We start from the raw sequence: 14,923 nt of genomic DNA on the forward strand, positions 1-14,923 counted from the left end.
CGCTACCCTGACCCGCCGGTCAGTACCAGAAGCTCAGGCGCGGCGACGTGTGCCAGCCGAACACCCGCGCGGCCGGCTCCGGGTCGGACGCGCGGACGCGGCCGGCCGCAGCGAGCGTCGCCACCGACACTCCCCCGAGCGAGATCGCCGCGAGCTCGGCCACGCCGAGGGTGAGGGTCGAGCCCGCCCCGGCGGCATCCGGTGTCACCCGCTCGATGCTCGCCCGCCCGTCGGTGTCGGCCTCGAGCAGGTAGCTGCCCGACGCGAGCCCGAGCGGGTCGCCGACCTCGAGCCGGATGCGTCCCGGCGCGCCGAACCGCCGCTGCGACAGGGCGCGGGGGATGTCGAGGATCCGGACGTACTGGTGGTCGGCGACGGTGATGGTCGCCGCGCGCTGGTCCGAGATCATCCACCACAGCGGCTCGTCGATCGAGAGCTGGTGGGCGTGCACCTCGCCGACGAGGTCGAGCTCGACGAAGAAGCGCCACAGCGCGGCATAGGCGTCATCGCCGTCGGCGACGAGGTACTCCACCGTCACGGTGGACTTCGTGAAGTCGTCGTCGTTGCCCTTGACGGTGTACAGCGCGAGACCCCGCACCTCGCCTGCCTCGTCGGCGTACTGGATCGCGCGGACGTCGCCGGCGTCCTTCATGTCGGGCCGAGTGCGGGCGAAGGCGTCCCAATGGCCGGCGGGCACGTCGATCTCGCCCGCGGTGCGCAGCCGCACGCCGTCGTGGACGGCGGGGATGAGCGCGCGCAGCCGCTCGCGCGGGATGAAGTCGACGCGGCCCGGCGCGGCGGGCCCGATCCACGACGCGCGCTTGACGTCGAGGGTCCAGGATGCCGCGGCGGCGGCGGGAGCGAACCCGTAGCGGCCGTAGAGGGTCGACTCGCTCACCGTGAGCATCGCCATCGGAGCACCCGCAGCGGCCGCCGCGCGCAGCTCGCCCTCGAGCATCGCCCGGGCGATCCCCCGGCGGCGGTGGGTGGGGGCGACCGTCACGGCCGAGATGGCGCACGAGGGGATGCCGGCCTCGCCGGGCAGGGTCAGCTCGCCGATCCACGACGCGATCGTGCCCACGGGCATCTCGGGCACCGGTCCGGTGGGGTCGAACACCCCGGTCGCGCGGCGGTAGCCGCTGCGCTCCCGGATGGCGGCGAGCTGCTCGGGCGAGCGTTCGCCGTCGAGGAACCCGCGCGCCACCGCCTGCAGCCACGGATCGAAGGATGCCGGCTCCCGCACGTCGACGCGGCGGTAGTCAAGCCCGTGCGCGGCCAGCCGTTCGGACGAGGTGTCGTCGAGGGCGTGGGCCAGCCAGGCCGCGCGCGAGGCGCCGTCGGCCGTGAGGGCGGCGGAGTCGGTGGTCATCGGGGTTCCTCTCGCTTCACGGATGCCGCACGCGGGCGCCCGGCACCGGTCCGTGGACGTGCAGCGCGGTGTGACCGGCCGCGGACAGCGTCACCTGCAGGTCGAGGGCGCCGGCCTGGTCCGCGCACAGGAACGCCAGGGTCGGGCCCGATCCCGAGACGAACCCGGCGAGCGCTCCGGCGTCGCTTCCCAGGTCGAGCACGGTCTGCAGCTCGGGCCGCAGCGACACCGCCGCGGCCTGCAGGTCGTTGCGCGTACAGGCGGCGAGGGCGACCGCGTCGCCGGCGCGCAGGGCCTGCAGGACGCCGGGGTCGACCTCGGGCGCGCGGCGGGCGGGGGCGATGTCGGGCCGGGCGCGCAGGCGGTCCAGGTGCGCGTACACCTCGGGCGTCGAGAGCCCGTCGCCGCGGGTCACCACGACCCACTCGAACCGGCCCTGCGCGAGGGCGGGGCTCAGCTGGTCGCCGCGGCCGGTGCCGACGGCGGTGCCGCCCATCAGCGCGAAGGGCACGTCCGCGCCGAGCTTGGCGGCCAGGCGCTGCAGCTCGGCGGCCCCCAGGTCGGCCCCCCACAGCGCGTCGCACGCGACGAGGGCGGCCGCGGCATCCGCAGACCCGCCGCCCATGCCGCCGGCGACCGGCACCGTCTTGACGATGTCGAGGTGGACGCCGCCGACGTGCCCGATGCGCTGGGCGACCAGGCGCGCGGCGCGCAGCGCGAGGTTGCGGTCGTCGGTGGGGACCCCCGAGACGTCGACCTTGCCGGTGACCGAGAGGGTGAAGTCCACCGCGGGCTCGGCCCACACGTCCTCGTACAGCGACACCGCCTGGTAGGCCGACGCGACGTCGTGGTAGCCGTCGTCCTGCGCGTCGCCGACCTCGAAGAAGACGTTGAGCTTGCCGGGGGCCCGCACATGGACCCGGTCGCCGACGAGCGAGGGGATCACCGGCCCTCGCCCCGCTCCTGCGGCTCGGCGACGGCGGGGCGGCAGCACGGGAGGACGGTCATCCCCCGAGGCTATCGCCCGGGTAACCGCCCTGTAACAGTCCCGGCGTACTCTGGAGTGTTCACCGGCGGCACCGTGCGGCCGGGAAAGGAGGGTGCCGTGACCGTTCTGTCCGCTCTGCCGCCGCAGCAGAATCCCGGGACCGCCCTGCTCGAGCGCTCCGACATCGCCCTGGTGGGCGGCATCCTCCATCTGGTGCACGACACCGTGAGCCCCGAAGAGGCGCGGACGACCGATCTGCTGCTGGTCGCCCGCACCCTCGAAGACGCCGGGGTCCCCTTCCTGCTGATCCGTCACGATCGCACGGTCCCCGCCCTCGTGGTCGACGTCGCCGACCGTCCCGCCGCCGTCGCCGCGCTCGCCGGCGCCTGCGCCGAGCACCCGCTGTACGTCAAGGCCAAGCGCCGCGCCGCGGTGCTCGCCTCGGATGCCGACCCCGACGGCACCGGTCCCGCACTCCTGCGCTACTTCACGCCGCGCGTCACCCCCGGCGGGCACGTCCGCTACGGCGCGTCGATGGGCGCGCGCGTGGAGTTCTGGAGCGTCGGCGACGCCGTCGTCGAGGCTCCTGCCGCCAACGCGCTGCTGCGCCGCACGACCGCCGCGGCGGACCTGGCCTACACCGAGGTGGAGCGCTACGGCCGCACGTGGCGGACCATCGAGGGCATGTTCGATCCCCAGCCGGACGAGTTCACGGGCGAGGTCGACCTCGTCTTCTCGTGGGTCGACGGGTCGTCCAGCGAGTTCCAGCGGCAGCGCGCCGCACAGATGGCCGAGTACGTCGTCGGCGAGGGTGACGACGGGCCCGCCCGCTACCGTCACGTCGACGAGCTGCGCTACGCGCTGCGCAGCGTCCACATGTACGCCCCGTGGGTGCGGCGCATCTTCATCGCCACCGACTCCCCCGCGCCGGCGTGGCTGGCCGATCACCCGAAGGTCACGATCGTCCGCAGCGAGGAGTTCTTCGCCGACCCGGGCGTGCTGCCCACGCACAACTCCCACGCCGTCGAGGCGCAGCTGCACCGCATCCCCGGCATCGCCGAGCACTTCCTGTACTCCAACGACGACATGTTCTTCGGGCGCCTGGTCGAGCCGGAGCTGTTCTTCACCGCGGCGGGCGTGACGAAGTTCGTCGAGTGCGGCGTGCGGATCGGCCCGGGTGCGCCGGCCGCGCACCGCAGCGGCCACGACAACGGGCTGCGCGTGAACCGCGCGCTCCTGCGCGACCGCTTCGGACGCAGCATCGTGCGCGACCTCGAGCACTGCGCGGCTCCGCTGCGACGCAGCGTGATGGCCGAGCTCGAGGCCGCCTTCCCCGACGACTTCGCCCGCACCGCGGCATCCCGCTTCCGAAGCGCCGGCGACATCTCGGTCACCAACAGCCTTTACCACTACTACGCCCTGATGACGGGACAGGCGGTGACGACCCGGCGCCCGCGCGTGGAGTACATCCAGACGACCCTGGCGGCGTCGCTGCGCCGCATGGAGCGGCTGACGACCCGCACCGACGTGGACATGTTCTGCCTCAACGACGGCGGCGAGTCCGAGGTGCCCGAGGAGCTGCGCGTGCGGGCGCTGAAGTCCGCCCTCGAGCGGATGTTCCCGGTGCGCGCGCCGTGGGAGAAGGCCGAGCTCAGCGCAGCAGAGCGATCGGCTCGGTCGGTGCATCCCGCCGGCGGTCGCTGACCGCGCGTACGCCGGCGTCGGCGAGGCGGCGTCGCGCCTCGCGGGCGTCGATGTGCTCCAGCGTGTGCGGGGCGTCGACGGGCACCACCGAGTGCACCACGGTGTCGGCGTAGACGTGCACGAGGTTGAACGCCTGCGCGCCGTCCTGCGGGCGGGTGCCGCCGGTGGGGACCGTCAGATCCTGCGCGTAGCACGTGGACGACGCGACCGAGACCGGGATGCCGGCGAACGTGGCGAACGTGGAATAGTGCAGGTGGCCGGCGATGATGGCGCGCACGTCCGTGCCGCGCAGCACGTCGGCGAACGCCCGCTGCTGATGCAGCTCGACGCTGGCCGCCAGCGGCAGCACGCTCGGCACCGGCGGGTGGTGCATCGCCAGCACCGTGCCGAGAGGGGCGGGCGTGGACAGCTCCCCCCGCAGCCACTCCCGCTGGGCGGGGGTCACCTCGCCGTGGTGGTGGCCGGGGACGGACGTGTCCAGCGTGATGAGGCGCAGTCCGTCCAGCTCGTCGACCCGGTCGACGGGGGCGGTGGGGTCCGCCGCGGGCTCGTCCCACAGCGCCCGCCGGAACGCGGTGCGGTCGTCGTGGTTGCCCATGACCCACACCAGCCGGGTGCCCAGGCGCGCGGCGACGGGCTCGACGCGGTCGCGCAGCGCCGCGTAGGCCTCGGGCTCGCCGAGGTCGGCGAGGTCACCGGTGAAGACGAGGGCATCGGGGCGGATGCCGGTGGCCTCGATCGCCGCCAGCGCCCGCTCCAGGCGTTCGGCGCCGTCGATGAGGTCGAACAGTCGAGATCCGCCGCCGCGCAGGTGGGTGTCGCTGACATGCAGCAGGACCCGTTCGGGGGCCGGGTGTTCGGGGGTGCGCACGAGCTCGCCTCCTCGCCTCGCGGTCGAGACGAGGCACCCGAAATGTTACCGGCGTGTTTCGTACCCGAGGGCCGCGACGCGGTGAACGATGCCCGAACGATGCCTGACGATCGTCCTCACGGGGCGGTCGCGGCCACCCGGACGAAGTCGTCGATGCGCAGCTCCTCGCCGCGCGCGGTGGGGGCCACCCCGGCCGCCTCGAGCACGCGGGACGCCTCGGCCGCCGTGCCGCCGAGGACCCCGGCCAGCGCCTGCCGCAGCATCTTGCGTCGCTGCTGGAAGGCGGCATCCACGATGGCGAACGTGCGACGGCGAAGCGTCTCGTCGCCCCTCGGCTGCGGATCGCGCCGGAAGCCGACCAGCACGCTGTCGACGTTCGGCACCGGCCAGAACACCTGACGCGAGACCACGCCCGCCAGGCGCCACGGCCCGTACCAGGCGGCCTTGACGCTCGGCGCGCCGTACACCTTCGACCCGGGCGGGGCCGCCAGGCGCTCCCCGACCTCGGCCTGCACCATCACGACTCCGCGCTGGAGCCCCGGGAATGTCTCGAGGAAGTGCAGCAGCACCGGGACGCTGACGTTGTAGGGCAGGTTCGCCACCAGGACCGTCGGCTCGCCGGGAAGGTCGGTGACGCGCAGCGCGTCGGCGTCGACGACGGTGAGCGCCCCGGCCTCGACGCCGTGGGCGGCCGCGGTCGCCGGCAGCCGCTCGGCGAGCCGGCGGTCGATCTCGACGGCGGTGACGACGGCGCCCGTCTCGAGGATCGCCAGGGTCAGCGACCCCAGACCCGGACCCACCTCGACGACGCGCTCGCCCGGGAGGACGCCGGCGACCTGGACGATCTTGCGGACGGTGTTGGCGTCGACGACGAAGTTCTGCCCGAGCTTCTTGGTGGGGGTGACGTCCAGTTCGGCGGCGAGGGCGCGGATCTCGGAGGCGCCGAGCAGGGTCACGGGCATGGGTTTCAGCGTAGCCGCGGCGGCCTGGGCCCATCGACGGCGCGCTGGCTTGACACCCCCGTCGGGCGCCGACAGGGTGAAGGGTCGAGCACGCGCCGCTCGAGAACCATCCCGGATCGAGGAGGACCCGTTGAGCGCACCGACTTCGAACGCCGACGTCTCTGTACCGCTGGCCCGCGTCATCCTCGTCGCCGCGACGGCAGCCCTGGGCGGCTTCCTGTTCGGTTTCGACACCGCCGTCATCAACGGCGCCGTCGGGGCGATCGGCGACCAGTTCGGCGTGGGCGACTTCCTGCTGGGCTTCTCGGTCGCCTCGGCCCTCATCGGCTGCGCGATCGGCGCGTGGTTCGCCGGGCGCATCGCCGACCGGTACGGCCGCATCCGCGTCATGGTGATCGCGGCGGTCCTGTTCATCATCAGCGCCCTCGGCTGCGGTTTCGCCTTCGGGATCTGGGATCTGTCCTTCTGGCGGATCGTCGGCGGCCTGGGCGTCGGCGCCGCCTCGGTGATCGCGCCGGCCTACATCGCCGAGGTCGCTCCCCCCGCCTACCGCGGCCGGCTGGGCTCGCTTCAGCAGATGGCGATCGTCATCGGCATCTTCGTCGCCCTGCTGACCGACGCCGCGATCGTCGCCGCCGCCGGCAGCGCCGTCAACGCGTGGCTGTTCGGCCTCGAGGCGTGGCGCTGGATGTTCCTGTCCGAACTCATCCCCGCCCTGCTCTACGGCCTGCTCGCGCTGACGATCCCCGAGTCGCCGCGCTACCTCATCGCCAAGGGCGAGATGACCCGGGCGCGCGACGTCCTCACCCGCTACGTCGGCGGCGACGTCGAGAAGACCACGACCGACATCATCCGCACCGTCGAGGGCAAGCCCGACCGCCCCCGCTTCCGCATCCTGCGGGGATCGAGCTTCGGCCTGCTGCCCATCGTGTGGGTCGGCATCGGATTGTCGGTGCTGCAGCAGTTCACCGGCATCAACGTGATCTTCTACTACTCCACCGTGCTGTGGCAGGCGGTCGGCTTCACCGAGCAGGACGCCCTGACGATCACCGTCATCACCTCGGTGACCAACATCGCCACCACCGTCGTGGCGATCCTGCTCATCGACCGCGTCGGGCGCCGGCCCCTGCTGCTGGTGGGCGCCATCGGCCAGTTCCTGTGCCTGGGGACCCTCGCCTTCATCTTCGCCAACGCCACCGTCGTCGACGGCCAGCCCGTGCTCGAGGGTGCCGCCGGCACGACCGCGCTCATCGCGGCGAACCTGTACGTCGTGTTCTTCGGCGCCTCGTGGGGTCCGGTGGTGTGGGTGCTGCTGGGCGAGATGTTCAGCAACAAGATCCGCGCCGTGGCCCTCTCGGTCGCCGCGGCCGCGCAGTGGGCCGCCAACTTCGTGATCTCGACCACCTTCCCCGCCCTGGCCTCGGTGGGGCTCGGACTCGCCTACGGCGTGTACACGTTCTTCGCCTTCACCGCGATCTTCTTCGTCCTGCGGTTCGTCCGCGAGACGAAGGGCGCGACGCTGGAGTCGATGCGCGACTGATCCGGCATCCGCGGACCGCCCCGCTTCTTGTCGTGGGGGCGGGCGGTCCTAGGATTGCCTGATGCCCTCGCTCGGTCAGCTCATCGCCCCGCGGCGCCTCGGCACCGACTTCCGCTGGCTGCTGGCCTCGTCGTGGACGAGCAACATCGGCGACGGCATCGCGCTGGCCGCCTCGCCGCTGCTGATCGCGTCGCTGACCCCGTCGCCGCTGCTGGTCGCGGCGGGCGCGATGATGCAGTTCCTGCCGTGGCTGCTGTTCGGGCTGCTGGCCGGAGCCGTCGCCGACCACCACGACCGCCGCCGGCTGGTGATGCTCGCCAACGGCGTCCGCGCCGTGGTGGTGCTGGCCCTGTGCGTCTTCCTGCTGACGGGGCACGCGACGGTGTGGCTCGTGCTGGCGACGGCGTTCCTGTACGGCACCGCCGAAGTCTTCGCCGACTCCGCCGGCAGCACGCTGCTGCCGATGCTCGTGCGGCCCGCCGATCTCGGCGTCGGCAACGCGCGGATGCAGGCGGGCCACCTCGTCGCCAACCAGCTGGCCGGCCCGCCCCTGGGCGCGTTCCTGTTCGCGCTCGGATCGTTCTGGCCGTTCCTGCTGCAGGTGCTCTGCGTGTCGCTGGCCGTGCTCCTGATCTCGCGCATCGCCCGCACTCCCGCGCCGTCGGGCGAGGGCGGGCGCCCGAGGGAGTCCAAGGCCGCCGCGGTGCGCGAAGGACTGCGGTGGCTGCGGGGCAACGCGCCGGTGCGCACCCTCATCGTCATCATCCTCGTCTTCAACGTCACGTGGGCGGCCCCCTGGGGGGTCCTCGTGCTGTACGCGACCGAGCGGCTGCAGATGGGGGCCGTCGGCTACGGCGCCCTGACGACGGCGTCGGCGCTAGGCGGCATGATCGCGATCCTCGTCTTCGGCCGGCTCGAGAAGGGGGTGTCGTTCGCGACGCTCATGCGCGTGTGCCTGTCGCTCGAGGTGCTCATGCACCTCGCGTTCGCCCTCACGACGGTCGCGTGGGCGGCGTTCGTGATCATGTTCGGCTTCGGTCTGTACGCCTTCATCTGGGCGACGATCTCGACGACGGTGCGCCAGCGCCTGGTGCCCATGGAGCTGCAGGGGCGCATCGCCTCGGTCAACATGGTGGGCGTCTTCGGCGGCCTGGTGATCGGGCAGTTCCTCGGCGGCATCCTCGCCCAGCTCTACGGACTGACCGCGCCGTGGTGGTTCGCCTTCGCCGGGTCCGCGCTCACCCTCGCGCTGGTGTGGCGCTCGATCTCGCACATCGCCGCCGCCCGGCCGGTGCTGGATGCGGACGCGGCCGAGCAGATCGCCGCGGACGGCGAACCCGGTGACGGCGGGCGACCGCTGCGGGACTGACGCCCGCGGCGACCGGGGCCGCGGGCACCGGCGTCCGGATCAGCTGTCGAAGTCCCCGTAGACGGCGAGGGTGTTGGCGGCGACCTGTGCGCACAGCTCGTCGAGATCGGCGCCGAGCTCGGTGGCGATGAAGCGCAGCGTCACCGGGATCAGGTAGGGCGCGTTCGGACGCCCGCGGTGCGGCGTCGGCGTCAGGAACGGCGCGTCGGTCTCGACCAGGATGCGCTCGCGCGGTGTGACGGCCAGGGCGTCCCGCAGGTTCTGCGCGTTCTTGAAGGTGACGTTGCCGGCGAAGGACAGGTAGTACCCGCGCTCGGCGGCGATCCGCGCCATGTGCTCGTCCCCCGAGAAGCAGTGGAACACCGTGCGATCCGGGGCGCCGACGCGCTCGAGGGTCTCGAGGACGGCGTCGTGGGCGTCCCGGTCGTGGATCTGCATCGCCAGGGCGTGCGTCTTGGCGAGGGCGATGTGCGCCTCGAAGCTCTCGTGCTGCGCCGGCAGGCCGTCCGCGTCGGTGCGGAAGAAGTCCAGCCCGGTCTCGCCGATCGCCCGCACGCGCGGCTGCGCGGCGAGGGAGTCGATGACGGCGATCGCCTCGTCCAGGCGCCCCGCCGCGGCGTACAGCGGCGCCTCGTTCGGGTGGATTGCGACGGCGGCGAGGACACGCGGATGCGCTTGGGCGGCCCACGCCGACCAGCGGCTGGACTCGATGTCGCCGCCCGCCTGCACCACCCCGGCCACGCCGACGGCGGCGGCGCGGTCCAGCTGCTCGACGAGCGAGAGCGGCTCGTCGCCGTCCTCGATCTCAAGGTGGGCGTGGTTGTCGTAGACCGCGACGGCGAGGGGCTCGGGAGCTGCGGGCCACCGGACGTCTCCGCGCCCGTCCTGCGAGCGGGTGCGGACGTACTGCGACGGGTCGGTCATCGGGTCAGGCGGGCTGCTCGACACGCGGGAACAGCGGTGCGAGCGTCTCGACGACCGCTCCCGCCGGCAGCTGCCCCCACGTCCCCGCCTCGCGGATCGGCTGGTCCTCGAGGGCGCCGAGCGCCGTCTGAACCCCGAGTGCCTGCCACAGCTTCGCGGTGGCCTGCGGCATCACCGGCGACAGCAGCACCGCGAGGGCCCGCAGGCCTTCGGCGGCGGTGTACAGCACCGTCCCCAGGCGCTCGCGCTGCGCGTCGTCCTTGGCGAGGGCCCACGGCTCGTTCTCGGTGATGTAGCCGTTGAGCTCGTCGACGATCGTCCACACCGCCGAGATGGCCTCGTCGATGCGGAAGCGCTCGATGGCGGCATCCGCGGCCGACGCGGCATCGGCGACGGTGCGCTGGATAGCGAGGTCCGCCTCGGTCGGCGAGACGGATGCCGGGACCACCCCGTCGAAGTAGCGCTGGATCATCGCGATCGTGCGCGAGGCGAGGTTCCCGAAGCCGTTGGCGAGCTCGGCCTGGTAGCGGGCGGACAGGTCCTCCCACGAGAAGGAGCCGTCATGGCCGAAGGCGATCGCCGACAGGAAGTAGAACCGGTAGGCGTCCGAGCCGAACACGTCGGTGATCTCGGTGGGGGCGATGCCGGTGAGCTTGGACTTCGACATCTTCTCGCCGCCGACCAGCAGCCAGCCGTGCGCGAACACCCCGCGGGGCGCCTCGACGCCGGCGGCCATCAACATCGCCGGCCAGATGACCGCGTGGAAGCGCAGGATGTCCTTGCCCACGACGTGGTACGCCGGCCAGCGCCGGGCGAACTGCTCGGGGTCGGTGCCGTAGCCGATGGCCGTGGCGTAGTTCAGCAGCGCGTCGACCCACACGTAGATGACGTGCGACTCGTCCCACGGCACCTTGATGCCCCAGTCGAACGTCGAGCGCGAGATCGACAGGTCCTTCAGGCCGTTCTTCACGAACGACACGACCTCGTTGCGTGCCGAGTCGGGGCGGATGAAGTCGGGCACCGTGCGGTACAGCTCGAGCAGCCGGTCCTGGAACTCGCTCAGCTTGAAGAAGTAGTTCTTCTCCTGCAGCAGCTCCAGCGGCTTGGAGTGGATCGCGCAGACCTTCAGGCCCTCGAAGGGCCCGGTGCCGTCCACGATCTCGGCCTCGGTCTTGAACTCCTCGCAGCCCACGCAGTACAGCGCCTCGAACTCGCCGGCGTAGATGTATCCGCGGTCGTGGATGGCCTGCACGAACTCGCGCACGCGCTCCTCGTGTCGCGGCTGCGTCGTGCGGATGAAGTCGTCGTTGCGGACGTCGAGGGTCTCCAGCACCGGGAACCACGACTCGCTGACCAGCTTGTCGACCCATTCCTGGGGCGTCGCGCCGTTGGCGGCGGCCGCGCGCAGCATCTTCTGGCCGTGCTCGTCGGTGCCCGTCAGCATCCACGTGTCGTCGCCGGACTGGCGGTGCCAGCGGGCGAGCGTGTCCACCGCCACGGTCGTGTAGCCGTGGCCGATGTGGGGTACGTCGCTGGGGTAGTAGATCGGCGTCGTGATGTAGAAGGAGCGGCCGGAAGTCACCAGGTGATTCTAGTTCGGCCGCGCGGGGCCCCTCGCCGTGTGACGGCGGCGCCCGGGCACCTCACGAGCCGAGCGTCTGCTGGTAGAGCTCGCGCGCGGAGTGGCCGGTGTGGCCGGCGACCTCGGCGGCGGCATCCTTGCGCCTGGCGCCCTGGTCGACGAGCTGCCGCACCTGGGCGACGGCGTCGGCGAGCGGCACCCGCCGCGCCTCGGCGCCGGCGACGACGACCACGATCTCGCCGCGCACCCGGTCGGCGGCCCACTCCCCCAGCTCGGCCAGCGTGCCGCGGGCGACCTCTTCGTGCAGCTTCGTCAGCTCGCGGCACACCGCCGCACGGCGCCCGGGGCCGAACGCCTCGGCCATCGCGGCCAGCGTGTCGGCCAGGCGCGTGGGCGACTCGAAGAACACCATGGTGCGCGGCTCGGCGGCGAGCTCTGTCAGGGCGCTGCGGCGCTCGCCGGGCTTCCGCGGCAGGAACCCCTCGAACGTGAAGCGGTCGGTGGGAAGGGCCGAGACCGCGAGGGCGGTCAGCACCGCGCTCGGACCCGGCAGCGCGGTCACCTGCACGCCGGCCGCCGCCGCGGCGGCGACGACGCCGTATCCGGGGTCGCTCACCGTCGGCATGCCGGCGTCGCTCAGGAGCACGACGTCCTGCTCGCGCGCGAGCTCGGCGAGCTCGGCGGCGCGGTCCTTCTCGTTGTGGTCGTGCAGGGCCATCAGCCGCGGCCGGTTGTCGATCCCGAGCCCGGCGAGCAGACGCTGCGTCGTGCGGGTGTCCTCGGCGGCGACGACCGCGGCGTCCTGCAGCGTCTGGATCAGACGGCGCGAGGCGTCGCCGAGGTTGCCGATGGGCGTGGCGGCGAGGATCAGCACATCTGCCAGCCTAGGCGAGCACCACGCGTGCGCTACAGCTATCAGAACCTCGGCGATCCGTCAATGGCCGACTTCTCGTCACGCCGCCGCATAGAACGGGGGAGCACGTTTTTCCGAAAGAACCTGGAGAACTTCACCATGGCGATGACGGCGACCCTGCACGACACGTCCCTGACCTCGGTCCTCAGCGGCATCCGCTGGGACCGCACGGAGCGCGGCGTCCTGGTGGGCCGCGACGGCTCGACCGCCGCCGGCCGCATCCAGAAGGTCGCGGGGGGCTACGTCGCCATCGACGCCCGCGGTGCGGGAGTGGGTCGCTTCGACACGCTGCGCGAGGCGAAGTCCGCGCTCACCGGCATCCGTCGCCCGCGCCGGGGACTCGGCGAGGCCGCCGAGCGCACCGCCTTCGCCGTGGCCACGGTGGCCGGCGCGGTCACGTCGGCGCTGGCCCTGACCGCCGCCGTGCTGTTCGTCTGACCGCCGCCTCACGCCGTGGGGACGGTCGCGTCATCCGCGCGCTCGATGTCATCCGCGCGCTCGATGGCCAGCTGCAGCCGCTCGAGGCATGCGGTGACGGTGCGGATGTCGTCGGCATCCATCTCGATGACCGCCTCGAGCATGCGCTCGTGCATGGCGCCGAGCGTGCGGCGGACGTCCTCGTGCGCCGTCTCGGTGGGGGCGACGGTGATGCTGCGCCGATCGCGCGGATGCGGGGCGCGGCGGACGTGACCCGACCGCTCGAGCCGGTCGATCATCGCGGTCATCGACGCCGTCGTGACGCCGAGGATGCGGGTGAGCTCCGACGGGGTGACGCTGCGGCCCTCGGACTCGGCGCGCACCAGATGGCGCAGCGCCGCCAGGTCGTTGTCGCCCATCGCCATCGACGCCCGTGTGCGCTGCCGCATCTGCTGCTCCGCGACGCGGTAGCGGCGGAACGCCTGCAGCAGCGACACCGCGCGCCGGCGCTGGGCGTCCACGCCCGTGCCGTACCAGTAGCCGCTGTCTTCCACAGGCGCATACTAGTCCGGGCCGCCGCAGGGGCTCTCATCGGATGCCGGCGGCACACGTCGCCCGTCGCCCGCTGCCCCCGCAGCGTCGCCGCATGCCCGCGAAACGCCGCGGGCCCGGACCGTAGGCTGATCGGGTGACCGTCGCGACCGAACCGCTCGTCCCGCAGACGCGGCTGTCGGTGTACGAACGCTGGCGCGCGCGCCTGGCCGCGGACGACCGCGCACGTCGCCTGTACGACTGGCTGGGACCAGCGGTGGTGGTGCTGGTGGCGGCGGCGCTGCGGCTGTTCAACCTGGCCCATCCGCACGACCTGATGTACCAGTTCGACGAGACGTTCTACGTCAAGGACGCCTGGAGCCTGTCGCAGCTGGGATACGAAGGCGCGTGGCCCGAGGGCGCGAACGAGCGCTTCCTCGCCGGGGACTACAACGTGTTCACGGCCGATCCGGCCTTCGTCGTCCATCCTCCGCTGGGCAAGTGGATCATCGCGCTCGGGATGCTGGCCTTCGGCCCCGAGACCGGCTGGGGGTGGCGCGTGACCACCGCCCTCCTCGGCGCGGCCACGGTGCTGGTGCTCATCCTGCTCGCGCGGCGGCTGACCGGCTCCGCCGACGCCGCTCTCATCGCGGGCGGGCTGCTGGCCATCGACGGCCTGGCGATCTCGATGAGCCGGGTAGCGCTGCTGGACACCGCCCTGACGTTCTTCGTGCTGCTGGCGTTCCTGTTCGTCGCGCTGGATCGGGAGCGCACCGCGCAGCGCGTCGTACGCGGCGTCGCGGCCCGCGCCGGCACAGGGGGCCCGCCGAACTGGGGCCCGGTGCTGTGGAACCGGCCGTGGATCCTCGCCGCCGGGGTGAGCCTCGGCGCCGCGTCCGGGGTGAAGTGGTCGGGTGCGTGGGTGCTCGCCGGCCTCGGGGTCTACCTCGTCGTCACCGACGCGCTCGCGCGCCGGCGGGCGGGCGTCGTGCTCTGGCCGACGGATGCCGTCCGCCAGGGCGCGGCGACCTTCGTGCTGCTCGTCCCGATCGCGGTGGTGGTGTACGTCGTGTCGTGGACGGGCTGGCTCGTCACCGACGGCGGCTATGGGCGGCACGCCGCCGACGCGTCACCGGCGACCGGCTTCTGGTCGTGGGTGCCTCTGCCGCTGCAGAGCCTGTGGCTGCACCACCAGACGATGTACGCCTCGGCGGCCAACATCACCTCCGAGCACGCCTATGCCAGCCCCGCGTGGCAGTGGCCGCTGCTGCTGCGCCCGACGGGGGTCTACTTCGCCCAGGACGCGCTCGGCGAGAACGGCTGCGAGTTCGCCAACGGCTGCTCGCGGGCGATCGCCAGCATGCCCAACCCGCTGCTGTGGTATGCCGGGATGGCCGCGGTGGTCTACCTGCTCTGCCGGTTCATCGTCGCGCGCGACGCCCGCCACGCCCTCGTGCTCACCGGCGTCGCGGTCACCTACGGGCCGTGGCTGCTGTACCCGGACCGCACGATCTTCCAGTTCTACACCGTGCTGATGCTGCCCTTCGTGGTGCTGGCGGTCGTCTTCGCGCTGCGTGACATCGCCGGTCCCCGGCACGCCGAGGACCACCGCCGGCTCACCGGTCAGCGTCTGGTGTGGGTGTTCCTCGGGGTGGTCGTCCTGCTGTCGGCGTTCTGGTACCCGGTCGTCACGGCGCTGACTGTGCCGTACGACTTCTGGCACGCCCACATCTGGATGCCCGGCTGGGCGTAG

The 14,923-nt window shown here is 72.6% G+C and carries 13 protein-coding genes; 5 read left to right on the plus strand and 8 right to left on the minus strand.

The window, feature by feature from the left end; genetic code table 11:
- Positions 1 to 19: 19 nt before the first annotated feature.
- Complete coding sequence (locus tag ACYVF4_RS03275) at positions 20 to 1,369, minus strand: GNAT family N-acetyltransferase (RefSeq protein ID WP_460719679.1); 1,350 nt, start codon at positions 1,367 to 1,369, stop codon at positions 20 to 22.
- 16 nt (positions 1,370 to 1,385) lie between these two features.
- Complete coding sequence (locus tag ACYVF4_RS03280) at positions 1,386 to 2,315, minus strand: 4-(cytidine 5'-diphospho)-2-C-methyl-D-erythritol kinase (protein ID WP_460719681.1); 930 nt, start codon at positions 2,313 to 2,315, stop codon at positions 1,386 to 1,388.
- A 159-nt stretch (positions 2,316 to 2,474) separates the two neighbouring features.
- Here ACYVF4_RS03280 and ACYVF4_RS03285 point away from each other — a divergent pair, with 159 nt between their 5' ends.
- Positions 2,475 to 4,061 carry a stealth conserved region 3 domain-containing protein gene (locus tag ACYVF4_RS03285; RefSeq protein WP_460719683.1) on the plus strand — a complete coding sequence of 529 codons (1,587 nt, stop codon included), beginning with the start codon at positions 2,475 to 2,477 and terminating at the stop codon, positions 4,059 to 4,061.
- Here the strand turns inward: ACYVF4_RS03285 and ACYVF4_RS03290 are convergent.
- On the minus strand, positions 4,009 to 4,932 hold the full coding sequence (locus ACYVF4_RS03290; protein ID WP_460719684.1) for a phosphodiesterase: 924 nt from the start codon (positions 4,930 to 4,932) through the stop codon (positions 4,009 to 4,011). The two genes, ACYVF4_RS03285 and ACYVF4_RS03290, sit on opposite strands and share 53 nt — an antisense overlap.
- 116 nt (positions 4,933 to 5,048) lie before the next feature.
- Positions 5,049 to 5,894, minus strand: coding sequence for a 16S rRNA (adenine(1518)-N(6)/adenine(1519)-N(6))-dimethyltransferase RsmA (rsmA, locus tag ACYVF4_RS03295; protein WP_460719686.1), 846 nt, complete (start codon positions 5,892 to 5,894; stop codon positions 5,049 to 5,051).
- 130 nt (positions 5,895 to 6,024) lie between these two features.
- On the opposite strand from rsmA, the gene ACYVF4_RS03300 reads away from it, so the two are divergent.
- Both ACYVF4_RS03300 and ACYVF4_RS03305 read left to right on the plus strand, forming a co-directional pair.
- A complete protein-coding gene (locus tag ACYVF4_RS03300; RefSeq protein ID WP_460719688.1) occupies positions 6,025 to 7,434 on the plus strand; it encodes a sugar porter family MFS transporter in 1,410 nt (469 codons plus the stop codon).
- Positions 7,435 to 7,495: 61 nt separating this feature from the next.
- A complete protein-coding gene (locus tag ACYVF4_RS03305; protein ID WP_460719690.1) occupies positions 7,496 to 8,803 on the plus strand; it encodes an MFS transporter in 1,308 nt (435 codons plus the stop codon).
- A gap of 39 nt (positions 8,804 to 8,842) precedes the next feature.
- On the opposite strand, the gene ACYVF4_RS03310 is transcribed toward ACYVF4_RS03305, so the two are convergent.
- The 3 genes from ACYVF4_RS03310 to rsmI form a co-directional block, all read right to left on the minus strand.
- Entirely contained in the window at positions 8,843 to 9,727 is an 885-nt protein-coding gene (locus tag ACYVF4_RS03310; RefSeq protein WP_460719692.1) for a TatD family hydrolase, read from the minus strand.
- 4 nt (positions 9,728 to 9,731) lie between these two features.
- Positions 9,732 to 11,309, minus strand: coding sequence for a methionine--tRNA ligase (gene metG, locus ACYVF4_RS03315; protein WP_460719694.1), 1,578 nt, complete (start codon positions 11,307 to 11,309; stop codon positions 9,732 to 9,734).
- A gap of 61 nt (positions 11,310 to 11,370) precedes the next feature.
- On the minus strand, positions 11,371 to 12,183 hold the full coding sequence (rsmI, locus tag ACYVF4_RS03320) for a 16S rRNA (cytidine(1402)-2'-O)-methyltransferase (protein WP_460719696.1): 813 nt from the start codon (positions 12,181 to 12,183) through the stop codon (positions 11,371 to 11,373).
- Positions 12,184 to 12,321: 138 nt separating this feature from the next.
- Here rsmI and ACYVF4_RS03325 point away from each other — a divergent pair, with 138 nt between their 5' ends.
- Positions 12,322 to 12,660, plus strand: a complete 339-nt coding sequence (locus tag ACYVF4_RS03325) for a hypothetical protein (protein ID WP_460719698.1) — start codon at positions 12,322 to 12,324, stop codon at positions 12,658 to 12,660.
- 8 nt (positions 12,661 to 12,668) lie between these two features.
- On the opposite strand, the gene ACYVF4_RS03330 is transcribed toward ACYVF4_RS03325, so the two are convergent.
- Positions 12,669 to 13,193, minus strand: a complete 525-nt coding sequence (locus tag ACYVF4_RS03330) for a MarR family winged helix-turn-helix transcriptional regulator (protein ID WP_460719700.1) — start codon at positions 13,191 to 13,193, stop codon at positions 12,669 to 12,671.
- Positions 13,194 to 13,327: 134 nt separating this feature from the next.
- Between ACYVF4_RS03330 and ACYVF4_RS03335 the strand changes: the two genes are divergently transcribed.
- On the plus strand, positions 13,328 to 14,923 hold the full coding sequence (locus ACYVF4_RS03335) for a dolichyl-phosphate-mannose--protein mannosyltransferase (protein WP_460719702.1): 1,596 nt from the start codon (positions 13,328 to 13,330) through the stop codon (positions 14,921 to 14,923).

This window comes from Microbacterium aureliae (assembly GCF_054780155.1).

Excerpts from the sequence above, each read along its gene's own strand:
- ACYVF4_RS03325 (WP_460719698.1), top strand. The coding sequence starts at position 12,322 with ATGGCGATGACGGCGACCCTGCACGACACGTCCCTGACCTCGGTCCTC.
- ACYVF4_RS03305 (WP_460719690.1), top strand. The coding sequence starts at position 7,496 with ATGCCCTCGCTCGGTCAGCTCATCGCCCCGCGGCGCCTCGGCACCGAC.
- ACYVF4_RS03275 (WP_460719679.1), bottom strand. The coding sequence starts at position 1,369 with ATGACCACCGACTCCGCCGCCCTCACGGCCGACGGCGCCTCGCGCGCG.
- ACYVF4_RS03310 (WP_460719692.1), bottom strand. The coding sequence starts at position 9,727 with ATGACCGACCCGTCGCAGTACGTCCGCACCCGCTCGCAGGACGGGCGC.
- rsmA (WP_460719686.1), bottom strand. The coding sequence starts at position 5,894 with ATGCCCGTGACCCTGCTCGGCGCCTCCGAGATCCGCGCCCTCGCCGCC.